Source organism: Stenotrophomonas sp. CC22-02 (genome assembly GCF_004365115.1).
In the GTDB taxonomy this organism is placed as follows: domain Bacteria; phylum Pseudomonadota; class Gammaproteobacteria; order Xanthomonadales; family Xanthomonadaceae; genus Stenotrophomonas; species Stenotrophomonas forensis.
The window spans coordinates 746,575-770,517 of the sequence record NZ_SOCO01000001.1; the positions used below are offsets into that span (position 1 = coordinate 746,575).

Sequence of the window (23,943 nt, forward strand, 5' to 3'; positions counted from 1 at the left end):
CTTCAGGGTTACACCATTGAAGCGGCGGCCCCGGTCGGGCCGGAACGAGAGTTGATGAGCAGGCTGTTCAGAAGCGTCGAGGGCGGGGAGCTGTTCCCCAACGGAAGCGTGGTCTGTATCGGTGCATTCGACGGCCTCCACCTGGGGCATCGTGCGCTGGTCCGCCACGCGGTCGCCCGCGCGCGCGCCTTGGGCGTGGCCGCGGTGGCCGTGGCGTTCGAGCCGCTGCCGCGTGAATTCTTCGCCCAGGGCACGCCGCCGCCGCGGCTGACCCTGGCGCGCAGCAAGGTCGAGATCCTGCGCGAGCTCGGCGTCGATGCGATCGGCCTGCTGCGTTTCGACGCGGCGATGGCCGCCATGCCGGCCGAGGACTTCGTGCGGCGGCTGCTGGTGCACCGGCTGGGCGCCCGCGAAGTGTGGATCGGCCCGGACTTCTGCTTCGGCAACCGTCGTCGTGGTGACCTGGCCCTGCTGCAGAAGATGGGCGCCGAACTGGGCTTCAGCGCCGGCGAGATCGAGGCGGTGGACCTGCATGGCGAGCGCATTTCCAGCACCCGCATCCGCCAGCTGCTGCAGGACGGCGACTTCGCCCGCGCCGGCGACCTGCTCGGTCGTCCGTACGCGATCAGCGGGCGGGTGGTGCGCGGGCGCCAGCTCGGCCGCACGCTGGGTTTCCCGACCGCCAACCTGCGCTTCCCGAAGACCCCGGCGCTGTCGGGCATCTACGCGACCTGGGTGCACGGCGTGTTCGACCAGCCGTGGCCCTCGGTGTCCAGCTTCGGCACGCGGCCGACGGTGGACGGCGTGGAGCCGCTGCTGGAAGCGCACCTGTTCGATTTCCAGGGCGACCTGTATGGCCGCCACATCGACGTGGAGTTCGTCGCCAAGCTGCGCGACGAAGAGAAATTCAATGATCTGGCGGCACTGACCGACCAGATGCACCGCGACGCCGAACAGGCGCGCGCCATCCTTTCCGAACATAGATTGCGAGCCACTGCGTGAGCCAGGACTACAAGACCACCCTGAACCTGCCAGCCACCGAATTCCCGATGCGCGGCGACCTGCCCAAGCGCGAGCCGGGCATTCTGGCGCAGTGGGAAGCGCAGGGGCTCTACCAGCAGCTGCGCGACAACGCCGTCGGCCGCCCGCTGTTCGTGCTGCACGACGGCCCGCCGTACGCCAACGGCCGCATCCACCTCGGCCACGCGGTCAACAAGATCCTGAAGGACATCATCGTCAAGTCGCGCTACCTGGCCGGCTTCGATGCGCCCTACGTACCGGGCTGGGACTGCCACGGCCTGCCGATCGAGATCGCGGTCGAGAAGAAGTGGGGCAAGGTCGGCACCAAGCTCGACGCCGTTGAATTCCGGCAGAAGTGCCGCGAGTTCGCCGAAGAGCAGATCAACATCCAGCGCGTGGACTTCAAGCGCCTGGGCGTGACCGGTGACTGGGACAACCCGTACAAGACCCTGAGCTTCGACTTCGAAGCCAACGAGATCCGCGCGCTGGCCAAGGTCGTGGCCAATGGCCACCTGGTGCGTGGCGCCAAGCCGGTGTACTGGTGCTTCGACTGTGGTTCGGCGCTGGCCGAAGCGGAGATCGAGTACCAGGAAAAGGAATCGCCGGCGATCGACGTGGCCTACGCCGCGCGCGATGCGCAGGCCATCGGCCAGGCGTTCGGCGTGAGCGTGCCGGCCGACGTCGAAGTGGCCGTGCCGATCTGGACCACCACGCCGTGGACGCTGCCGGCCTCGCTGGCCGTTTCGCTCGGTGCGGAGATCAACTACGTGCTGGCCGAAGGCCCGGCCCACAACGGCAAGCGCCGTTGGCTGGTGCTGGCCGCCGCGCTGGCCGAGCGCGCGCTGCAGCGCTACGGCGTGGATGAAGTGGTGCTGCACGGTGAAACCACCGGCGCGGCGCTGGAAAACCAGCTGCTGGCGCATCCGTTCTACCCGGAGCGCGAAATCCTGGTGCTCAACGGTGACCACGTCTCCGACGAGGACGGTACCGGTGCGGTGCACACTGCGCCCGGCCACGGCCAGGAAGACTTCGTGGTCAGCCAGAAGTACGGCCTGCTGGACAAGTACAACGCCGGCCAGGTCACCCCGATCGACGGCCGCGGCGTGTACCTGGAATCGACCCCGCCGGCCGGTGACGTGGTGCTGGCCGGCCAGCACCTGTGGAAGGCGCAGGAGGCCATCGTCGGCGTGCTGCGCGACAACGGTTCGCTGCTGGCCTTCCACCCGATCCGCCACAGCTACCCGCACTGCTGGCGCCACAAGACGCCGGTGGTGTTCCGCGCCACCCCGCAGTGGTTCATCTCGATGGACAAGGCCAACCTGCGCACCGATGCGCTGGCTGCCATCGACACCGTGGGCTGGTTCCCGGCCTGGGGCAAGGCGCGCATCCAGAGCATGGTCGACGGTCGCCCGGACTGGACCATCTCGCGCCAGCGCACCTGGGGCGTGCCGATCGCACTGTTCACCCACCGCCAGACCGGCGAGATCCATCCGCGTTCGGTGGAGCTGATGCAGCAGGTCGCCGACCGCGTCGAGGCCGAGGGCATCGACGTGTGGTACTCGCTGGATGCCGCCGAACTGCTGGGCGCCGAAGCGGCCGACTACGAGAAGGTCACCGACATCCTCGACGTCTGGTTCGACTCGGGCGTGACCCATGAAGGCGTGCTCGCCGCGCGCGGCTTCGGCAAGCCGGCCGACCTGTACCTGGAAGGTTCCGACCAGCACCGCGGCTGGTTCCAGTCCTCGCTGCTGACCGGCGTGGCGATCGACAAGCGCGCCCCGTACAAGCAGTGCCTCACCCACGGTTTCACCGTGGACGAGCACGGCCGCAAGATGTCCAAGTCGCTGGGCAACGGCATCGAGCCGCAGGACATCATGAACAAGCTGGGCGCGGACATCCTGCGCCTGTGGATCGCCTCGGCCGACTACAGCAACGAGATGTCGCTGTCGCAGGAGATCCTCAAGCGCAACGCGGATGCCTACCGCCGCCTGCGCAACACCGCGCGCTTCCTGCTCGGCAACCTGGATGGCTTCGATCCGGCCCAGCACCTGCGTCCGCTCGACCAGATGGTCGCGCTGGACCGCTGGATCGTGCATCGCGCGTGGGAGCTGCAGGAGAAGATCAAGGCAGCCTACGACGGTTACAACATGGCCGAGATCGTGCAGCTGCTGCTGAACTTCTGCAGCGTGGACCTGGGCTCGCTGTACCTGGACGTGACCAAGGACCGCCTGTACACGATGCCGACCGACTCGCACGGTCGCCGTTCGGCGCAGAGCGCGATGTACCACATCGCCGAAGCATTCACCCGCTGGGTGGCGCCGATCCTGACCTTCACCGCCGACGAGCTGTGGGGCTACCTGCCGGGCGAGCGTGCCGGGCACGTGCTGTTCACCACCTGGTACGACGGCCTGGCGCCGCTGCCGGCCGATGCCCAGCTCAACGCCGCCGACTTCGAGCAGCTGCTGGCCGTGCGCGAGCAGGTGGCCAAGGTGCTGGAGCCGATGCGCGCCAACGGTGCGATCGGTGCCGCGCTGGAAGCGGAAATCACCATCGCCGCCAGCGAAGAGCAGGCCGCGAAGTGGCAGCCGCTGGCCGATGAACTGCGCTTCCTGTTCATCAGCGGCGACGTGCAGGTGCGCCCGGCAACCACTGACGAAGTGTTCGTCAGCGCGCAGCCGACCACCAAGGCCAAGTGCGTGCGCTGCTGGCACCACCGCGCCGATGTCGGCAGCAACGCCGACCATCCCGAACTGTGCGGCCGCTGCGTGAGCAACATCACCGGCGCCGGCGAACTGCGGAGCTGGTTCTGATGAGCACTGCACGCCCGCATCCCAACGCCCTGGTCTGGCTGCTGCTGTCGGCGGCCATCATCGGCCTGGACCAGTGGTCCAAGGCCTGGGTGCTGTCGAGCCTGCCGGAGTTCCAGCCGGTGGTGGTCATCGATGGCTTCTGGAACTGGTACCGCACCTACAACACCGGTGCCGCGTTCAGTTTCCTGAGCGACGCCGGTGGCTGGCAGAAGTACTTCTTCACTGCGCTGGCGATCGCCATCAGCGGCCTGATGGCCTGGTGGCTGCGCGGTACCGCCCGCGGCAACTGGAAGGCCGCGGTGCCGTATGCGCTGATCATCGGCGGTGCCATCGGCAACGTCATCGACCGCCAGGTGCACGGTCATGTGGTCGATTTCATCCAGTGGTACGTGGGCAGCTACACCTGGCCCTCGTTCAACATCGCCGATTCGGCCATCGTGGTCGGTGCCATCGGCATCGCCCTGTTTGGCCTGTTCGACGGCAAGTCCGCCAAAAAGGCGGATAATGCCAACCCGAAACCGTAAGCCGGCCGCTGCCGGGAGATTGAACTGATGGATGTGCTGCTCGCCAACCCGCGTGGTTTCTGTGCCGGTGTCGATCGTGCGATCGAGATCGTCAAGCGCGCGATCGAAACGCTGGGCGCGCCCATCTACGTCCGCCATGAAGTGGTGCACAACCGCTTCGTGGTCGACGACCTGAAGCAGCGCGGCGCGATCTTCGTCGAGGAACTGGACGAAGTGCCGGACAACAACACGGTGATCTTCAGCGCCCATGGCGTTTCGCAGGCGGTGCGCCAGGAAGCCGAGCGCCGTGGCCTGAAGGTGTTCGACGCGACCTGTCCGCTGGTGACCAAGGTCCACTTCGAAGTCGCCCGCCACTGCCGTGCCGGCCGAGACGTGGTGCTGATCGGCCACGCCGGCCACCCGGAAGTGGAAGGCACCATGGGCCAGTGGAACCGCGAGGCCGGCACCGGCCAGATCTATCTGGTCGAGGATGTCGAGCAGGTGGCCACGCTGCAGATCAACCAGCCGGAAAACTTCGCCTACACCACCCAGACCACGTTGTCGGTGGATGACACGCGCGGCATCATCGATGCGCTGCGCGATCGCTTCCCCGCGATGCAGGGCCCGAAGAACGACGACATCTGCTACGCCACGCAGAACCGCCAGGACGCCGTGCGCGACCTGGCCAAGCGCTGCGACCTGGTGCTGGTGGTCGGTTCGCCGAACAGTTCCAATTCCAACCGCCTCAGTGAGCTGGCCCGCCGTGAAGGCGTCGAGTCGTACCTGATCGACGGTGCGCACGAGATCGACCCGCGTTGGGTGGAAGGCAAGCAGCACATCGGTGTCACCGCAGGCGCCTCGGCGCCGCAGGTGCTGGTCGATGGCGTGCTGGCGCGGCTGGCCGAGCTGGGCGCCAGCGGCGTGGGTGAGCTGGATGGCGAGCCGGAATCGATGGTGTTCGCGCTGCCGAAGGAACTGCGCCTGCGCCTGGTCGACTGACCGGGCCTGATTCTGGTGGGTGCGAACCTTGGTTCGCACTGCTTCTGGATGCATTCCATCCACGCACGGCGTAGATCTACTGCTCACGGCCTTGTTGCCGGGTTTGCCGCTTCTGGCGGGGTTCGCGCGGGCCATGACCTTTGGCCATGGGGCCACGCATGCCACAGGCCTAGCATCGGGGAATTCTCCGCTGTTGGACGCTGCCCGATGAAAACCCGAGCCTTGGCCATGCCGTTGCTGTTCGCGCTGGCCGCCACGCCTGTGCTGGCGCTGGCACAGGCCGCGCCGACGGCCAATGCCGCGGCTCCCGGCCTGCTGCGCATCGACGTGGACGCACGCGACCTGGCCCGCCGCATCTTCAAGGTCACCGCCACCGTGCCGGCCAAACCTGGCCCGATGACCCTGCTGTATCCGCAGTGGATTCCCGGCAACCATTCGCCCACCGGCCCGATCGACAAGCTGGCCGGGCTGCGCGTCACCGCCAACGGCAAGCCGCTGGCCTGGCAGCGCGATCAGTTCAATGTCTATGCGTTCAAGGTGAACGTGCCCGAAGGCGTGAGCGAGATCGTCGCCCACTTCGATTTCCTGTCTTCGCAGGGTGGCAGCCAGGGGCGGGTGGTGATGACCCCGGAAATGCTCAACCTGCAGTGGAACGCCAATTCGCTGTATCCGGCCGGGGTCGATGCCCGTCAGCTCCAGGCGCAGGCCAGCGTGACTTTGCCCAAGGGCTGGTCGTTCGCCACCGCGCTGGAAACCGCACGCCGCGACGGTGACACCGTGGTGTTCAAGCCGATTTCCTATGACCACCTGGTCGATTCGCCGTTGTTCGCCGGCGAGCACTACCAGCGCATCGACCTCGACCCGGGCGCGAAGGTGCCGGTGCACCTCAACGTGTTCGCCGACGATGCCAAATCGCTGAAGCCGACGGACGCACAGATCAAGCTCCACCGCGCGCTGGTGCAGCAGGCCGACAAGCTCTATGGTGCGCGCCACTACAACCACTACGAGTTCCTGCTGGCGCTGACCGACCGCCTCGGTGGCATCGGCCTGGAGCATCACCGCTCCAGCGAGAACAGCGCCGAGCCGGGCTACTTCACCGAGTGGGACAAGAGCGCGTGGATGCGCGACCTGCTGCCGCACGAGTACACCCACTCGTGGAACGGCAAGTACCGTCGCGGCGCCGACCTGGCCACCGCCAGCTTCAACGTGCCCATGGGCGACAGCCTGCTGTGGGTGTACGAGGGCCAGACCCAGTTCTGGGGCCAGGTGCTGGCCGCGCGTTCCGGGTTGTGGTCGGTCGAGCAGGCGCGCGACATGCTGGCCAATGTGGCCGCCACCTATGACCGTGGCCGCCCGGGCCTGGCCTGGCGACCCTTGCAGGACACCACCAACGACCCGACCATCGCCCAGCGCCGCACCTTGCCGTACCGCAACTACCAGATGAGCGAGGACTACTATTCCGGCGGCCAGATGTTGTGGCTGGAAGTGGAAGGCAAGCTGCGCGAACTGAGCGGCAACCGCCGCAGCCTGGACGACTTCGCGCGCGCCTTCTTCGGGGTCGGCAATGGCGACTGGGACGTCAATCCGTACACCTTCGATGACGTGGTCGCGACCTTGAACGGCATCGCGCCGTACGACTGGGCGACGTTCCTGCGCGGCCGCCTGGACGGGCACGGTCCGCTGACCGGTGGCCTCGCGCTGGCCGGCTGGAAGCTGGTCTACCGCGATACCCCGAACGCCGCCTACAAGGCGCAGGAAAAGCGCGCCAAGGGCGCACTGCTGGCCTACTCGCTGGGCGCGACCGTGCTCGACAGCGGCACGGTGGGTGACGTGATCTGGGACAGCCCGGCGTTCAACGCAGGGTTGGCGCCCGGCATGAAGGTGATCGCGGTCGGCGGCCGCGAGTACAGCAGCCAACGGCTGAAGGACGCCGTGGCTGACGCGGCCAACGACAAGGCGCCGATCGTGCTGCTGGTCAAGCAGTTCGACCGCATCGATACGATGAACATCGACTACCACGGTGGCCTGCAGTACCCGGTGCTGGAGCGCATCGCCGGCACGCCTGATCGCCTGGCCGACCTGTGGAAGGCGCGATGAAAGCGCGCGCCCGCGACGGCATGATCCTGCTGGTGGCGATCCTGGCCATCATCGGCGCGTTCCTGCACGGTGACGGGCGTTGGCTGCACTGGCTGGCGAAGCCGGCCACGACGCTGCTGATCGCCGGCATCGCATGGCAGGAGCACACTCCTGCGCAACCGTTCTACCGGCGCGCGGTGCTGGCCGGCATGCTGCTGTCGTGCGTGGGCGACATCGCGCTGATGCTGCCGATGGATGCGTTCGTGCCCGGCCTGGTGGCGTTCCTGCTGGCACACCTGTGCTACATCGTCGCGTTCCGCGATGGCCTGCGCGGCGGGCGCGGTCTGGTGGCTGCCAGTCTGCTGCTGGCAGCGTTCGCCGCGCTCAACGTGCTGGGCCTGTGGCCGCACCTGCCGGCGCCGATGCGCATCCCGGTGCTGGCGTACGTGGTGGTGCTGGCCTCGATGGCGGTGCTGGCGCTAGCACGCGCATGGGCGCGCCCCCAAGCGGCGGCGCCGGAACCGTGCAGTGCACGCTGGGCCGCCGCCGGTGCACTGCTGTTCGTGGCCAGCGATTCACTGCTGGCCTGGGACCGCTTCGCCGGCGGTCTGCCGCTGGCCAGCCTGCTGGTGCTGTCCACCTACTACGCCGCGCAGTACGCCATCGCCCGCTCGGTGAAATAGCAAAAAGGGGACGGAGGGGATTAAGTCGTAATCAGCATCAAGTCGATTGCGACTTAATCCCCTCCGTCCCCTTTTTTTGGGGGCTATTGGCGGCTTGCGCTGCGGGCCACGCCCTGTGCATCGAACTGCAGGCGTACCGATTCGCGATCGCCCGCGACTTCGTCCGGCAGCCAGACCAGCCGGCCTGCCTTGCGCACGATCACGTAGACGTGGCCGACCTCTGAAGCAGGATTCTGAAGTGCGTTGCGCTGTTCCTGCAGTGTCCGCGCCACACGTGGTACGGCATCGAAATCGATGTTGGCCAGCGGCGTGCTGCTGCGCTGCAGGCTTATGGTGGGTGCGAACTGCTGTGGGTTCACCGGGTTGCCCTTGCGCCATTGGCCGCGTTCGAAGTCGTAGCTGTCGACGTGGGTGGGCTGCTGGGGGTCGACCAGATCCAGGTGGATGCGGCCATCGTCGTAGAAGTGGACACTGTGGAACACTGTCAACCGCTGTCCAGCCAGCGCCGGCAGCTGCTCCAGCGCCTGACGCGCATCCTGCAGGTAGTCGGCATCGAACAGACGGTTGTTGCGTTCGGGAATCGGGACCGGCTGCGGATCGGTCACGGGCGCAAGCGATGTCGGCTGCTCGCGCGGCGCCTGCGCAGTGACCGATGCCGGCATCCGGTCGCGCGGCATCGAATGGCCCAGCGTTTCGCCGAGGGTCTGCAGCGCTCCGCCTGCCACCGCCGCACCGGCCAGCACCAGCAATACCATCGAGAACACCCATCGGGTGGAAACAGGTGGTTTCATATCCCCTCCAGGCGCACGCTGCCACGCTCATCCGGGTCGTACAGCACGGTCATCTGATCGCGCGGAATGCTGGCCAGTTCGATCAGCGGGATGAAGCGACGCACGCTGGCCTGCCGCACGCCACCCTCGCGGTCGGTGTACTCCAGCTGGAATTCCACCTGTGGCTGTTCGTTGAGACAGGTGCCGGTCTGGCGCACCTTCAGCACCCTGGCCTCGACACCGATGCCACGATATTTCAGCGCATCACCGCGGGCATCGGCCTGCAGCAGGCGGCCGAGCAGGCGCAGGCCCAGCATGTAGCTGCAGAGCACCAGCGGGCACACCAGCAACGGGTGGCCGAAGGACAGGAACGTCCAGCCGAGGCCTTCGCTTTGCAGGCGGTAAGCAGCTACATACGCACCGGCTACCCCGGCGATGCCGATGGCACCGCCGATTCCACGCCGCCACAGGCTGGCAATATCCAGTTCGGGCTGAGCACCGTCGAGTACCACGTTGGGATGGGCACCCGGCGTTCGGCTCAGGCGTGCATCGATGTGCCTGCCAGCAACGAAGCGCTGCAGCTGCGGCTTGCTGTCGACCACCAGCAGCTGTTCGCGGATCGGTGTGCCGGACAGGTTCCGGAAGGCCAGCTGCAGTTTCCATTGCGCGAAACCGCGCATATGCACGCCAGTCTGTTCGGCCTGTTCGATCAGTGCGCTGCGCGGTTCACCTTCGACGAGAATTGAACGCACGCGATGCAGCGCACGCAGTGGGCCAAGCAGCAGGTAATGCAGGAACGCGAACAGCAGCGCCAGCCACAGCGCCAGCGACAACGCGAGCAGCAGCAACGCAAGCCAGGGGGTACTTCGATCGGCCAATGCCAGTGGCCAAGCGCTGCCGAGATAGAGGATGCAGGGGAAGGGCAACGCGAAGAACAGCAGGAACGCGCCCCAGAACCAGAGATGGGCCTTCATGGGGTGGAGCTGGCAGACCGGTGGAGCAGGCCGCGTAGCGTACTACGCTCAGCGGAACTGCAGGGTCAGCAGGTAGTAGCGGCCCAGTGGATCGTCCAGCCCGGGCATCTGCCCGCCATTGCCGACCAGGTAGTTCACCGGCTGCGTGTCGAGCACGTTGTGCACGTCCAGCGCGGCAACGATGCGTGGACCGAGGCGGCGTGCAAGATGCAGGTTCCAGCGCAGCTGGCGGGGGTTCATGCAGTGGTTCAGTTCAACCTGATCCTGCGGGCACTCGGCACCGGGCAGCCAGGCGCGGGTGCGACCCACCTGGTTGCCGCGCAGGGCGATGTCCCAGTGGCTGTTCTGCCACTGTACGTTCAGCACCGCCGCCGTCTCCGGCGTCACATGGCCGCGCAGATCGATCGCGGGTTCGTGGTCGCGCTGGCGGCGCAGCTCCTGCTGTTTCAGTGCATCCAGCGAGAACAGCCATTGGCCGTTGCTGCCGGTGTCGATGCGGTACTCGCCGCGCAGCACCCAGTTGCGCGAGGTGGTGCGGCCGATGTTGTCGAAGGACAGGCGCAGGCTGTGCAGCCTGCCTTGCTCATCCAGCTGCCAGGTATCGCGGTTCCAGACCGCATCGTTGGGCTGCAGCGCGAGGATCTCGTTGCGCAGCTCGACGATGTTGTGGGTCAGCGACAGCGAGAACGCATCATTCGGAGACCAGGTCGCGGCCAGTGAATGGCTGCGCGAGCTCTCCGCCTTCAGCATGGTGTTTTCTTCCACGTCTGCGGTCACCCTGCAGCGGCCATCCGCTGCGCTCTGCGCACACGGCGGCAGCGCATCCGAAGCGGGCAGGGTGAGGGTGCCGAACTGGCCGGGCGGGCGCCGCTGCTCGAACAGGCTGGGGGCACGATAGCCACGCCCGCTGGCCAGCAGGAATGACCATTGCGGCGACGGCGTCCAGCGCAGGCCGGCCCGTGGCGAGAGTGCGGTGTAGTCACCGTCACGGTCCCAGCGTGCGGCCAGGTCCATGCGAAGCGCAGGTGCCAGCGGCAGGCCGAGTTCGGCGTAGGCGCCACCACTCTGCCGCGACAACCGACGCCGCTGCTGTGGCAGCCCCAGCGCCAGGTCACCCTGGCTCAGCAGCGCATCGGGGTGCGAGGTCCAGCGCTCATGGCGCAGGTCGATGCCGGTGGCCAGCTGCGCATTGCCTCCCGGCAACGGCATGAGTTCGCGCTGCATGCCCCACCAGCCCTGCCATTGTTCGGTAAGGCCACGGTTGCGGATCATCGGGAACCATGACGCCGTTTCGTCGCTGGGCAGCATGTCGAATCCGGGCAGGAACCGGAGCGACTGCGCGGCCTCGATCAACGGGGTGGCCCGCACGGTGCCCGGCGTGGACAGGCTGACATCGCTGCGCTGTGCGCTGAGCCCGGCATCCCAGCTGCGCCGGCCCTGGTCGCGGCCGATGCCGAAGGTGACGTCGGCGTCGGTGGCGCGCACGTGTGGGCGCACGTTGCCGGCTTCGCGCAGCACCGTGTTGAAGGTGATTCCATACAGGGCAAGGGAAACCGCGGTGGGGCCGAGGTCGAAGCGCTGGCGGTTGTGGCTGGCGCGCGCTTCGGCATAGGCATAACGGCCGTCGCTACGTTCATGCCGATAGCGCAGATAGGCCGACGCGGTATCCGACGCGGGCTGCAGCGAGCGTGGGCGCGCGCTGTCGAACCAGCAGGCCCCATCGCGCCGCTTCAACGGTCCTTCGCAGCGCCGTGCAGGCCAGTAGCGGCCAGCGCCGAACGCACCGATCAGGTACTGCGAGGTCTCTGCATGCCAGTCGCGGCGGTCGCCGGCCAGGTGGTCGACCCGGTGCAGGTCGACGCCGGCGAACCAGCGATCGCCGTTGCCGCGCAGGCCGCCGGTGGCTGCCTGCAGGCGATACTGCGCGGCGTCGCCACGGCTGCTCAGGCCGGTCTGCAGCATGGCTTCGGGCCCATCGGCCTGGTCGCGCAGGATGATGTTGACCACGCCGGACATGGCGTCAGCGCCGTAGATCGCCGAGGCACCGCCACGGACCAGCTCGATGCGTTCGACGAAGCTGAGCGGAATGCCGCCCAGGTCGGTGAGCCCTCCCTGCTCCAGCGATACCATCGGGTAGCGCGGCAGGCGCCGGCCATTGACCAGGAACAGAGTGGCGCGCGGTCCCATGCCGTCGAGGCTGGTGGTGGCTGCGGCACCGACCGGCAGGTACTGCGAGTCACCGCTGCGCGCACTGCTCATCGCCGGCAGGCCATTCATGCCGGGCAGGTGCCGCAGCAGGTCGAACAGGCTGCCGTAGCCGCTGCGCAGGATGTCGGCGCGATCGATCGTGGTAACCGGCAGCGTGGTCTGCACCGAGGTGCGTGGCAGGCGGCTGCCGGTGACGTGGATTGGTGCCAGTTCCACCTGCGGCGGCGGCCGGGGGGCATCGTGGTGGGGAGCCACCACGGCCTTGGGCGTGGGTGTTGTGGCAATCGGGGCCGCACCGACGCGGCGCACCACGAAGCCACCCGAAGGCGTGCGCAGGATCGTCACCGGCATGCCGGCAACCAGCTGCTTCAGGGCGGTGGCGGGATCGGTCCGGGTGTTCGCGCCGTCGCTGTGCAGTCCTGCCAGCTCACGGGCGTCGAACAGCAGCGCGATGCCGCTCTGCCGGGCCCACTGCTGCAGCGCCGACGGCAGTGGGCCGGCATCGATGCGGTAGGCATGCGTGGCCGCCGATTCGCTGGCCGTGGCCGCAGGCAGTGCAGTGGCCAGCAGCGCCAGGCACAGCAGGGGGCGGAGCAGCCCCCACTGCAGCGCGCCCGGTCCTGCCATCACTGCAGGCCCCCTCAGTACGTGCGGCGCAGTTCCAGCGCGCCATCCGGGCGCGTCTGGCCAGCGACGGACCAGCCCAGTTCCAGCGCGGACAGCAACTCCTGTGCGTCGCCTGCGCGGAACGTGCCACTGACCGCCAGGTTGCTGATCTCCGGATCGGCAATCACCAGCGGTGTGCGGCCATAGCGGTTCATCCGTTCGACCACGATCGACAGCGGCGTGGCGTCGAATACCAGCTGTCCCTGCAGCCAGCCCTCGGCGGCCGCCGTGGACGACAGCGCCGGGCCCGGCTGGATGCGCCCGGAAGGCAGCACCTGCAGCTGCTGGCCCGGTGCCAGGGTGTGCTGGGCGGCACCGTTGCTCACTTCCACCGCGCCTTCCAGCAGCGCGACTTCCACCAGGCCATCGCGCAGGCGCTCCACCTGGAAGGTCGTGCCGATATCGCGGATCGTGCTGGTGCCGGCGCGCAGCTGCAGCGCCTTGCTCGACGGCGCGACCTGCAGCTGCAGGCGCCCGCGTTCAAGGTCCAGCTCGCGATGGCGCCAGCCGAAACGGGCGTGCAGCGTGGTGCCCGCGTCGAGCGTGGCCACGCTGCCGTCGGCCAGGGTCAGCTGCTGCGTTTCATGGCTGTCATTGGCATAGCGCTGCGGCGTGGGGTTGCCGTCCACGGCCAGCATCCAACCCACGCCGATGGCCAGGCAGATGCCGGCGGCGGCCGCGAACGCTGGCAACCAGCGGCGGCGCGGCGGTCGCGCCGCACGGGCCGCAGCGGTGCGCAGCCAGGGGTCTGCTGCCAGCCCCTGGCCCTGCTGGAACAGGTTCTCGGCCTGCACCCACGCTTTCACATGGGCCGGGTTTTCGGCCAGCCAGTCCTCGAACGTTTCGCGTTCGGCCGGCGTGCAGTCCGGCGCTTCCAGCCGCGCCACCCAGGCGCTGGCGCGTTCAAACAGCGAGGCGTCTTCCGTGTGCCGGTAGCTGTTCATTCCACATCCCTGTCGTTGTGCAGCGGATCCGGTCCCAACTCCTGGCGCAGGCCCTGCAGGGCACGGGCGATATGTTTTTCCACGGTCTTGGCAGTAATTCCACAGTGCCGCGCGATCTGCGTATAGCTCATGCCGGTGATCCGGTTGAGCAGGTACACCTCGCGCGCGCGCTCGGGCAGTTTGAAAAGGGCCTGCCGAAGCAGGGACAGCATCTGCCCGGACTCGGCCTGGCGCAATGGATCGGGCGACTGGCTGGTGGGCAGGTCGCTGCCATCATGCTCGGCCAACGGCAGGTGTGGTCGCGACTGCGCAGAGCGGCCGCGATCCGCCAGGCGGTTGCGGGCGATACGATACAGCAGCAGGCGCAGCTCGTCGGCGCCGTGTGCACGATAGCGGATCAGCCGCTCCATGCAGTCCTGCGCGATGTCCTCTGCATCCTCCGGCCCGACGCCCCGCGTGCGCAGGAACGCACACAACGGTGCGCGTTCTTCGCGTACGAACGCGATGAAGGCATCCGCTGGCACCGGCGGCTCCGGCGCGTGGTGGATCAGGGGGGACGGAGCGGACAGGGCTGGCCTCGGCAGACATTGGCGGATGCGTCATCGAGTTTTACGCGACGATGACCGGATGGGGAAGAGTGTGCGGCACCCCATTCTCATTGTGAATGCATTCATCATTGCGCAGCGGGTCGGCTGGGGGAGTTCGCGCCGCTCTGACGTTTGACCCCTTACCCGCGTGTTGCGGGTGGAGAGAGAACGTATGAAGCATTCGAAGTTGAGCCTGGCCCTGGCCGGGCTGATCGGCGTCGGCGCCCTCGCGGCGGCTGATGACGTCATGGCAATGAGTTATCACGTGCAGGGCGACCGCATCTTCCTCAGTGGCGGGGTGACCTACGCCGACGTGGTGTCGTTGCCGGCGTTGCTGGCCAAGGCGCAGGCCGAGGGCCGGCCGATCCGCGAAGTGGTGCTGCGCACCTCCAACGGCGGCGCGCTGATTGCCGGCGAGTGGCTGCAGGGCGTGATCCGCGCCGCCGGCCTGAACACCATCGTGTCCGGCCACTGCATTTCGTCGTGCTCGATCATGCAGTCCGGTGGCGTCGAGCGCTATCTGGCCGGCGACCTGCCGATCATCGATTCGGTGCAGATCCACGCGGCCAGCAATGGCGGCAAGGTGATCTATACGCCGTCGCCGCGCATGACCCAGATCTACACCGGCAATTACGGCGGCGGCATGGATGCGGGCCTGCTGCACAAGGCCATGTACGAGGTCGTGCAGCCCAATGGCCTGCTGGTGTTCCGCGACCCGGCGCGCACCACCGGCGCCTCGGTCACCTTCGACCCGGATGGCAGCGGCAGCAAGCTGGAGTCGTTCCCGGGCCAGGACATTTACAGCAACAACATCGTCACCGCGAACGGCTATCGCGATCCTGGCGACACGTTGAACGTGAGCGCGAACGTGAGCGGCGACATCAACCCCGGCTACCTGCGCACCGGGCGCCAGCTGCAGACCTTCGTCGACGACGATTTCGCGCGCTGGAACACCGACTGGCAGTCCAGCTACATCAACCTGGCGCAGAGCATCTACAACGCTTCAAGCCGTGGCCCGCAGGGCATCGGCCCGGATTCGGTGCAGGACTACCTCAACGATCCGGGCATCCAGGCGCTGCTGCTGTCCAAGCTGCGCCTGGCCGACCTGGACGTCTCCACGCTCGACAACGCCATGGGCGTGATCCGCGTGAGCAACGGTGCCACCTGGCGCACCGCCGCCACCACCGGCGCCGACTTCATGCTGGTCGACAACGGCACCATCGCACTGGAAGGCGGCGCGCTGCGGGCGTCGGAGGTGCGCGTGCTGGGCGCGGGCATGCTGGTCGGCCATGGCGACGTGGCCGGCACCGCGATGGATATTGATGCACTGGGCAGCGGTTCCGGCCCCTCCTGGCGCGAGGACGGCTTCAACCGCCTGCGCGTGTTTGGCACGCTGATGCCGCGCGGCGGTGATCTGGTCACCCACGGCTACGTCAACATCATGCCGGGCGGCAAGCTGTTGTTCGACGTCACCGAGAACGGCGGCGCCGCCACGGGCCGACTGCGCGTGGGCACGTTCTTCGATGACGAACCGACCGACGGTGCGCTGGTGATCTCCAAGGGCGCCTTCCTCGAATTGAATGTGGCGCAGGGCTATTACGGCCAGGACTTCCGCCGTGACCTGGTGCAGGGCCCGATCTACCAGGGCGGCTTCGAAGACGTCGTGCGCCTGGGCGATACCGGTTACAGCGCCAGCATCACCGCGGGCGATGTGTTCCGCCCGCGCCACAACTCGCTGCTGAGTTTCAACGTGAAGCAGACCGCCGATGGCCTGTGGCTGACGGCCAACCCTGGCTTCGATCAGCTGGGCCTGTTCACCAACACCACCTCCGGCGACGGGCTGGGCCGCGCGCTGGCGACCGCTTCCGCCCGCCAGGACGGCAACCTGAAGTCACTGCTGGGCGCGCTGCAGTTCGCCGACCGTGATGTGATCGCGCAGCAGGCCGGTGCCCTGCGTGGTGATGCGCACGCCAGCCTGCGGCTGGCCGACAACGCGCTGGTCGGCAGCATCGGCAACGTGGTGCAGCAGCACCAGGCCGCGATGCGCAGTGGTGGTGATGCCGATGGCCTGGCCTCGCAGGCCGCGCAGTCGGTGTCGGCACAGCCGGGCATGCGCCACGGCAGCCTGTTCAACCAGCTGGCGATGCATCTGGTTGAGCCGGCCGCTGGCGGTGCGGGTAACAGCAGCGACACTGGGCGCAGCCGTGGCCTGTGGGCGCGCGGCTTCGCCAGCCATGGCCGCATCGATGCGGAGGGCGGCGTGGCCGGCCTCAGCCACAACATCGGTGGCATCGTGGTCGGTGCCGATACCCGCGTGGCCGATGACCGCGTCACCTTGGGCGTCAGCGTGGCGGCAGCTGACATGTCGACCAAGGGCCGCGACGGCTCCGACTTCAGCGGTGACGTGCGCGCGCTGGATGTGGGCGGCTATCTGGACGCGACCTATTCGCGCGGCTACCTGTCGGCGGCGGTGCGCTATACCGATCTGCGCCACGACACCCGTCGCAGCGTCAGCGGCATCGATGGCCTGCAGTAGCCGCTGCGCGCCAAGTACAACAACGATGCGATCTCCGCGCGGGTCGAGCACGCGTTCTCGTTCACCACCGGCAAGGGGCTGGTGATCCAGCCGTTGCTGCCGGTGGTGGACTACGCGCGCACCTCGGCCACGCGTTTCAATGAAGGGCAGGGCGCGGGCGCGCTGGTGGGCCGCAGCGGCAGCCTGGAGAGCATCCGCGTTGGCGCTGGCCTGCAGCTGTTCAAGACCTTCGAAGGCAACAACGGCGAGCGCATCACCCCGCGTGCCCGCGTGGTCTGGCAGAAGGAGCTGGGCGATTCGCAGGCCCGCTACAGCACCGGCTTCGCCGCCGCCCCGGACCTGGTGTTCGGCGCCAGCAGCCAGGCCGTGGGTGAGCAGGTGCTGGCCTGGAACCTGGGCGTGACCAGCCGCGCCAGCGAACGCCTGTCGATCATGGCCGACTACGTGGGCGAGCGCCGCGACGGGCAGATCCAGAACGGCGTGATGCTGGGCCTGGGCTATCGGTTCTGAGCAAGTGGCAGGGGGCACCGGCGATGCCTGTATCGCCGGTGCCATCCCCACAGGCGCGTGGCTGCGGTATGGTCGGCAGGGCATCCCACCCAGGTTCTTCCATGCAGATCGCCGTCTTCAGCGCCCGACCCTACGACCGCCGCTTCCTGGACGAAGCCAACCAGCGTGATGCGGACGGGCAGGGGTACGCGTTCGTCTACTTCGATGCTGCGCTGGACGTGCATACCGCCGCGCTGGCACAGGATTGCGCGGCCGTCTGCGTGTTCGTCAATGACCGGCTTGATGCGCCGGTACTGAGCGCGCTGCATGCGTTGGGTGTGCGTGCGGTGCTGTTGCGCTGCGCAGGCTTCAACAATGTCGATCTGGCTGCGGCGAAGGCACTGGGCCTGTTCGTCGCGCGCGTACCCGCCTATTCGCCCGAAGCCGTGGCCGAGCACGCGCTGGCGCTGGTGATGACGCTCAACCGGCAGACCCACCGCGCCTACAACCGGGTGCGCGAAGGCAACTTCATGCTCGATGGCCTGCTTGGCCGAACCCTGCATGGTCGCACCGTCGGCATCGTCGGTACCGGCAAGATCGGGCTGGCCACCGCGCGCATCTTCAAGGGCATGGGCTGTACCGTGCTGGGGCACGACCCGTATCCCTCGGCCGCCTTCAACGGTATCGGCGACATGGTGGCGTTGGATGAGCTGCTGGCGCGCGCCGACATCGTCTCGCTGCATTGCCCGCTGACACCCGACACCCAGCACCTGATCAACGACGCCTCGCTGGCGCGGATGAAGCCGGGCGCGATGCTGGTCAACACCTCACGCGGAGCGCTGGTCGATACCCATGCGGTGATCCGCGCGCTGAAGTCGCGCCGGCTCGGCCATCTGGCCATCGACGTCTACGAACAGGAAAGCGCGCTGTTCTTCCAGGACCTGTCCGGCGAGATCATTGACGACGAAGCCTTCCAGCGGCTGATGACCTTCCCCAACGTACTGGTGACCGGCCACCAGGGCTTCTTCACCGTGGAGGCGCTGCAGGAGATCTCGGCGATCACACTGGGCAACCTGGCCGATTTCGCCGCCGGGCGGCCCTGCGCCAACCGGGTGGAGGCGGGCTGAGCCGGGTGGATTGACCGCCGGGGCGCCCAGCCCGTAAAATCGCGGGCTCCGCCGGAATAGCTCAGTTGGTAGAGCGGCGCATTCGTAATGCGTAGGTCGCAGGTTCGACTCCTGTTTCCGGCACCAGTTGTAATGAAAAGCCCCGGCCTTGGTCGGGGCTTTTTGTTTGTGGCTCTGGTAGTGCTGGCCGCCGTCCGGCAGCCCCAGTAGTGCCAGCCCATGGCCGCCAAAACGGAAGCCAATCGCCTGTCGCTTTCTGCATGTTTGGTTCGCCAGTTGCGACAAATCCCACGGCGCCGCCAACTGTCCATCCATTCGGCCAGGCTGCTTCATACAACTATTGGTAAGCGGGAAACGTCACTGGCCTTAAGGGTCTGCAGCCCATTTGCGGCACCGGATGTCGTCAACGCCTAAGCATCAGCGCACTCACGTCTTCTCGTGTCGCCCTCGCCATCTACTGGGCATGCAACAATTCGTACCGCTCCTTCCGATGCATCCGAACCTTTCGGATTTTTCTCATTGAATCGAAGGTGCAGGCGTAAACAACATGGCGCGCCACCGAAAAAGGGTGGCCGGGCGTGCAAACCCGACCATAGCTGTAAACGCTTGCCAGCCGGCACCGCCCAAAAGCGGTGCCGGCTGGCAATCCGTCGGCCTATATGGCGGGCGGTGCGTGGGGGTCTCCGGACCCGCCGGTTTAGCTATGCCCGGTTTGCAACCCGCACCGTCCGCCACCCCGCTTCCGCGCGGTGGCGGTGTTAAGTACAGCCACGGAAGCCGACGCCATGACCACTCGCAAGATTCCGCCATTCCCCGTCGATGAGCCCACCAACGACGACGACAACCCGTCCATTGACCTCAGCACCTTCCAGGGCTGCCTCAAGCGCATCCGCGATGGCGAAGGGTCCGATGGCATGTTGTGGCCAGAAGAGAACCTGTCAGACGGCCGCCGTCAGTCCCTGGCCAGGATCGACCGTGCGGCGGTGGGCATGCTGACGGCAGTGGAGATGCTGCATGCGGCCAGTCGCTGCGAATCCATGGCCACGCCCGACCGGCATCTGGACGAGGGCGTCGTCGAAGGGCTGTTCTTCGCATGCCGTGAGCTGGCTGAACTGGTGTGCCGGGAAGTCCGGCCGTCCTGACCTTCCGCGCATGGCTGAACACGTTCAGTAGGCTTTGCCGGTCCGGTGGCTTTGGCGTGGCCGGGCCCGATGCTACGCTGCGTGCCCGTGCGGCTGGACAGCCCACGAGTGCGCGGTGCGACAACGTGTCGCAGCCAGATCGGCGCCTTTCCTGCGCTCGATCATTGTCAATGCCTTTCTTAAATGGTGGGTGACGGCCTAAAATTGTAGGGCTGACTCGACCCCACCTCCCTGCCTGTCCCCGGACCGGTGGGACCGGCTTTGGCCGGAACAGGCAGGACGGGGAACGGCATTCCCTCGCAATTGGATCGACCGATGATTCCGTTGAAAACCCTTGGGCGCTGGTTGCGCCCGGGCCTGCTGCTGTCGTTGCTGGTGATGCTCACCGGCTGCGATGCCGTGGCCATCCTCAGTCCGAAGGGCCAGATCGGCCAGGATGAGAAGACCCTGCTGATCACGGCTACCGTGCTCATGCTGCTGGTCGTCATCCCGGTCATCATCATGACCCTGACCTTCGCGTGGAAGTATCGCGCCTCCAACACCAAGGCCCGTTACGAGCCGAAGTGGTCCCACTCGACGGCGATCGAGGTGGTGGTGTGGTCCATTCCCTGCATGATCGTGCTGGTGCTGGCGGTCCTGACCTGGCGTTCGTCGCACGCGCTTGACCCGTACAAGCCGCTGGAATCGGACGTCAAGCCGGTCACCATCGAGGCGATCTCGCTGGACTGGAAGTGGCTGTTCATCTATCCGGAAGAGAAGGTGGCGGTCGTCAACGAAATCAAGTTCCCGGTCAACACGCCGCTGAACTTCAAGATCACGTCCGACACGGTGATGAATGCCTTCTTCATCCCGCACCTGGGCAGCATGATCTACTCGATGGCTGCGATGGAGACCAAGCTCCATCTGATCGCCAACGAGACCGGTGAATTCCCGGGCATGTCCTCGCACTACAGCGGCGCGGGCTTCGCCAAGATGCACTTCACCGCCTACTCGGTCACCGATGCCGAATACCGCCAGTGGCTGGACCAGGTCCGTGCCGGCGAGCAGACCCTGGACAAGGCCTCGTTCAAGGCCCTGGGTGAAGCACGCAACGCCGAGTGGTACCCGGTCACCTACTTCGGCAAGACCGAAGAAGGCCTGTTCAACTGGGTCATCGCCAAGCACATGGGCGACAACAAGCACTACGGCATGAAGCACGAACACGCCGGTGCCGCCGCTGCCGATGCCGCCAGCCATGAAGCGCACGAGGGCCACGCCCCCAGTGACGCGCATGATTCCAAGGAATCGGGTGAAAACCTGGATGCCAACGAACACGAACACGCAGGCCATGCCGGCCACGCGGGTTCGGGAGAATGAACATGTTGGGAAAACTCTCTATTGAGTCGATCCCCCACGATCCGATCGTGCTGACCACCCTGGTCGGCGCGGTGCTGGGTGGCCTGGGCGTGATGGCCCTGATCACCAAGTTCAAGCTGTGGGGCTATCTGTGGAAGGAGTGGTTCACCTCGGTGGACCACAAGAAGATCGGCGTGATGTACCTCATCGTCGCCTTCGTCATGCTGCTGCGTGGCTTCTCCGACGCCATCATGATGCGTACCCAGCAGGCGCTCGCCGTCGGCGGGTCCGAGGGTTACCTGCCGCCGCACCACTACGACCAGATCTTCACCGCCCACGGCGTGATCATGATCTTCTTCGTGGCGATGCCGCTGATCACCGGCCTGATGAACCTGGCCGTGCCGCTGCAGATCGGTGCGCGCGACGTCGCGTTCCCGTTCGTCAACTCGCTCAGCTTCTGGCTGTTCGTGTCCGGCGCGGTGCTGATCATGCTGTCGCTGTGGATCGGTGAGTTCGCTGCCACCGGCTGGCTGGCGTTCCCGCCGTTGTCGGGCATCGAATACAGTCCAAGCGTCGGCATGGACTACTACATCTGGGGTCTACAGGTCGCAGGCCTGGGTACCACGCTGAGCGGTATCAACTTCTTCATTACCATCCTGAAGATGCGTACCCCCAGCATGAAGCTGATGCAGATGCCGGTGTTCACCTGGACTGCCCTGGTGACCAACGTGCTGATCGTCGCTGCCTTCCCGGTGCTGACCATCACCCTGGTGCTGCTGACCCTGGACCGTTACCTGGGTACGCACTTCTTCACCAATGACGGTGGCGGCAACGCCATGCTGTACATCAACCTGATCTGGATCTGGGGCCACCCGGAGGTGTACATCCTGGTCCTGCCGGCGTTCGGTGTGTTCTCCGAAGTCATCGCGACCTTCTCGCGCAAGGCGCTGTTCGGCTACAAGGGCATGGTCTACGCCACCGCCTGCATCGGCGTGCTGTCGTTCATCGTGTGGCTGCACCACTTCTTCACCATGGGCTCGGGTGCCAACGTCAATGCCTTCTTCGGCATCACGACGATGATCATCTCGATCCCGACCGGCGTGAAGATCTTCAACTGGCTGTTCACCATGTTCCGCGGTCGCGTGCAGTTCACCACGCCCGTGCTGTGGACCATCGGCTTCATGGTCACCTTCACCATCGGCGGCATGACCGGCGTGATGCTGGCGATCCCGGCCATCGACTTCGTGCTGCACAACAGCCTGTTCCTGATCGCCCACTTCCACAACGTCATCATCGGCGGCGTGGTGTTCGGCATGTTCGCCGGCATCACCTACTGGTGGCCGAAGATGTTCGGCTTCCGCCTCAATGAGTTCTGGGGCAAGTGCGCGTTCTGGTGCTGGTTCATCGGCTTCTACGTGACCTTCATGCCGATGTACGTGCTGGGCTTCATGGGCATGACCCGTCGCCTGCAGAGCACCGTCAACCCGGCCTACGAGCCGCTGCTGCTGGTGGCCGCTGCAGGTGCCTTCATCGTCGGCGCCGGCATCCTGTGCCAGATCATCCAGGTGGCCGTGTCGATCCGCGACCGCAAGAAGACCGCCGACCTGACCGGCGACCCGTGGGATGCCCGTACGCTGGAGTGGGAAACCTCTTCGCCGCCGGCCTTCTACAACTTCGGCACGCTGCCGGAAGTCACCGAGCTGGACGATTTCTGGGAGCGCAAGCAGCGTGGTGAAGCCTGGCCGAAGCCGGCCAAGTACACCGACATCCACATGCCGCGCAACACCGGCACGGGCGTGGTCATCGGTGCCTTCAGCCTGGTGTTCGGCTTCGCGATGATCTGGCACATCTGGTGGCTGGCCATCGTCGGCTTCGTCGGCATGATCGCCACGTTCATCTACCGCACCTTCGACCAGGACGTGGACTACTGGGTCCCGGCCGCCGAGGTGGAACGCATCGAGAACGAACACCGCAAGCACCTGGAAAACCAGGGCCTGGTGAAGTCGGAGCTGAAGGCATGAGCACCAATACCTCGACCCTGAGCCACGGGCACGCCGCGCATACGGCGGCCCATGGCCATGACGACCACGAGCACCACGACACCGGCGGCAACACCGTCTTCGGTTTCTGGGTGTACCTGATGAGCGACTGCCTCATCTTCGCCTCGCTGTTTGCCACCTATGTGGTGCTGTCCGGCGGTACCGATGGCGGCCCCGGCGCGAAGGACCTGTTCGAGCTGCCGTTCGTGGCGTGGGAAACCGCGCTGCTGCTGACCTCGTCGCTGACCTTCGGCCTGGGCATGATCGCCATGCACCGCAAGCAGGTCGGCCAGATGTTCCTGTGGCTGGCGGTCACCTGGCTGCTGGGCTTCGGCTTCATGTGCATGGAAGTCTATGAATTCCAGCACCTGATCCATCAGGGCTACGGTCCGGACCGTAGTGCCTTCCTGTCGGCGTTCTTCGCCCTGGTCGGCACCCACGGCCTGCACGTCAGCGCCGGCCTGCTGTGGCTGCTGGTGATGTTCGTGCAGCTGAAGAAGTACGGCCTGACCCCGACCAACAAGACCCGCATGGCGTGCCTGAGCCTGTTCTGGCACTTCCTGGACCTGATCTGGATTGGCGTGTTCTCCGTCGTCTACCTCAATGGAGCGCTGTAATGGCACATGACAACCATGCACACGACCACGGCACCGGCGGCGAAAGCCATGGCACCGTGAAGTCGTACCTGATCGGCTTCGTGCTGGCGGTGGTGCTGACCGTCATCCCGTTCTGGATGGTGATGTCGGGTGATTTCTCGCGCACCGTCAACGGTGTGGTGATCGCGATCACCGCGGTACTGCAGATGCTGGTCCACCTGGTGTTCTTCCTGCACCTGGACCGCTCTTCGGAAAGCCGCTGGAACGTCAACGCTGCGGCCTTCACCGTGGTGGTGATCGGCATCATCGTGGTCGGTACCCTGTGGGTCATGCACAACATGAACGTGCACATGATGCACTGACGTCCTCGCGACGTTGCCACGCAGAAAGGCCGCCCCAGGGCGGCCTTTTTGTTTTTCCGTTGTCCGGTAGTGCCGGC

At 66.4% G+C, this 23,943-nt stretch carries 17 protein-coding genes, 1 tRNA gene and 1 pseudogene; 14 read left to right on the forward strand and 5 right to left on the reverse strand.

The window, feature by feature from the left end:
- The first annotated feature begins 54 nt into the window (after nt 1-54).
- From N440_RS03600 to N440_RS03625, 6 genes are all read left to right on the forward strand, one after another.
- Nucleotides 55-1,002, forward strand: coding sequence for a bifunctional riboflavin kinase/FAD synthetase (locus tag N440_RS03600; protein ID WP_133934111.1), 948 nt, complete (start codon nt 55-57; stop codon nt 1,000-1,002).
- On the forward strand, nt 999-3,830 hold the full coding sequence (gene ileS / locus N440_RS03605) for an isoleucine--tRNA ligase (protein ID WP_133934112.1): 2,832 nt from the start codon (nt 999-1,001) through the stop codon (nt 3,828-3,830). The genes N440_RS03600 and ileS overlap by 4 nt, the downstream gene beginning before the upstream one ends.
- Entirely contained in the window at nt 3,830-4,354 is a 525-nt protein-coding gene (gene lspA, locus N440_RS03610; RefSeq protein WP_008266713.1) for a signal peptidase II, read from the forward strand. The genes ileS and lspA overlap by 1 nt, the downstream gene beginning before the upstream one ends.
- Before the next feature lie 27 nt (nt 4,355-4,381).
- Entirely contained in the window at nt 4,382-5,332 is a 951-nt protein-coding gene (gene ispH / locus N440_RS03615) for a 4-hydroxy-3-methylbut-2-enyl diphosphate reductase (RefSeq protein WP_133934113.1), read from the forward strand.
- A 207-nt stretch (nt 5,333-5,539) separates the two neighbouring features.
- Nucleotides 5,540-7,429 carry a M61 family metallopeptidase gene (locus N440_RS03620; protein WP_133934114.1) on the forward strand — a complete coding sequence of 630 codons (1,890 nt, stop codon included), beginning with the start codon at nt 5,540-5,542 and terminating at the stop codon, nt 7,427-7,429.
- Nucleotides 7,426-8,091 carry a lysoplasmalogenase gene (locus tag N440_RS03625; RefSeq protein ID WP_133934115.1) on the forward strand — a complete coding sequence of 222 codons (666 nt, stop codon included), beginning with the start codon at nt 7,426-7,428 and terminating at the stop codon, nt 8,089-8,091. Before N440_RS03620 ends, N440_RS03625 begins: the two co-directional genes overlap by 4 nt.
- A gap of 83 nt (nt 8,092-8,174) precedes the next feature.
- Here the strand turns inward: N440_RS03625 and N440_RS03630 are convergent, their stop codons facing one another.
- Genes N440_RS03630 through N440_RS03650 form a run of 5 tightly spaced genes read right to left on the reverse strand, consistent with a single transcriptional unit; the run spans nt 8,175 to nt 14,177 of the window.
- Nucleotides 8,175-8,882 (reverse strand): hypothetical protein, encoded by a 708-nt coding sequence (locus N440_RS03630; protein ID WP_133934116.1) that lies wholly within the window; start codon nt 8,880-8,882, stop codon nt 8,175-8,177.
- Nucleotides 8,879-9,835, reverse strand: a complete 957-nt coding sequence (locus tag N440_RS03635; RefSeq protein WP_133934117.1) for a hypothetical protein — start codon at nt 9,833-9,835, stop codon at nt 8,879-8,881. Before N440_RS03635 ends, N440_RS03630 begins: the two co-directional genes overlap by 4 nt.
- Before the next feature lie 48 nt (nt 9,836-9,883).
- The gene (locus N440_RS03640; protein ID WP_133934118.1) at nt 9,884-12,670 is read right to left on the reverse strand and encodes a TonB-dependent receptor; all 2,787 of its coding nucleotides are present in this window, start codon (nt 12,668-12,670) and stop codon (nt 9,884-9,886) included.
- 14 nt (nt 12,671-12,684) lie between these two features.
- Complete coding sequence (locus N440_RS03645; protein ID WP_133934119.1) at nt 12,685-13,653, reverse strand: FecR domain-containing protein; 969 nt, start codon at nt 13,651-13,653, stop codon at nt 12,685-12,687.
- Nucleotides 13,650-14,177, reverse strand: coding sequence for an RNA polymerase sigma factor (locus N440_RS03650; RefSeq protein WP_080357329.1), 528 nt, complete (start codon nt 14,175-14,177; stop codon nt 13,650-13,652). Before N440_RS03650 ends, N440_RS03645 begins: the two co-directional genes overlap by 4 nt.
- 235 nt (nt 14,178-14,412) lie before the next feature.
- Between N440_RS03650 and N440_RS03655 the strand changes: the two are divergent.
- From N440_RS03655 to cyoD, 8 genes and pseudogenes are all read left to right on the forward strand, one after another.
- Nucleotides 14,413-17,286: pseudogene (locus N440_RS03655) on the forward strand (autotransporter outer membrane beta-barrel domain-containing protein).
- A gap of 101 nt (nt 17,287-17,387) precedes the next feature.
- Nucleotides 17,388-18,392: a 2-hydroxyacid dehydrogenase gene (locus tag N440_RS03660; RefSeq protein WP_133934120.1), complete on the forward strand. Its 1,005-nt coding sequence runs from the start codon at nt 17,388-17,390 to the stop codon at nt 18,390-18,392.
- 50 nt (nt 18,393-18,442) lie between these two features.
- Nucleotides 18,443-18,518, forward strand: a tRNA-Thr gene (locus tag N440_RS03665).
- 659 nt (nt 18,519-19,177) lie between these two features.
- Nucleotides 19,178-19,534 carry a hypothetical protein gene (locus N440_RS03670; RefSeq protein WP_133934121.1) on the forward strand — a complete coding sequence of 119 codons (357 nt, stop codon included), beginning with the start codon at nt 19,178-19,180 and terminating at the stop codon, nt 19,532-19,534.
- Nucleotides 19,535-19,849: 315 nt separating this feature from the next.
- Complete coding sequence (gene cyoA, locus N440_RS03675) at nt 19,850-20,890, forward strand: ubiquinol oxidase subunit II (RefSeq protein WP_008267587.1); 1,041 nt, start codon at nt 19,850-19,852, stop codon at nt 20,888-20,890.
- A 2-nt stretch (nt 20,891-20,892) separates the two neighbouring features.
- Nucleotides 20,893-22,890: a cytochrome o ubiquinol oxidase subunit I gene (gene cyoB / locus N440_RS03680; RefSeq protein WP_040008505.1), complete on the forward strand. Its 1,998-nt coding sequence runs from the start codon at nt 20,893-20,895 to the stop codon at nt 22,888-22,890.
- Nucleotides 22,887-23,525 carry a cytochrome o ubiquinol oxidase subunit III gene (gene cyoC, locus N440_RS03685; protein ID WP_133934122.1) on the forward strand — a complete coding sequence of 213 codons (639 nt, stop codon included), beginning with the start codon at nt 22,887-22,889 and terminating at the stop codon, nt 23,523-23,525. Before cyoB ends, cyoC begins: the two co-directional genes overlap by 4 nt.
- Entirely contained in the window at nt 23,525-23,866 is a 342-nt protein-coding gene (gene cyoD / locus N440_RS03690; protein WP_005408584.1) for a cytochrome o ubiquinol oxidase subunit IV, read from the forward strand. The genes cyoC and cyoD overlap by 1 nt, the downstream gene beginning before the upstream one ends.
- Nucleotides 23,867-23,943 lie beyond the last annotated feature (77 nt).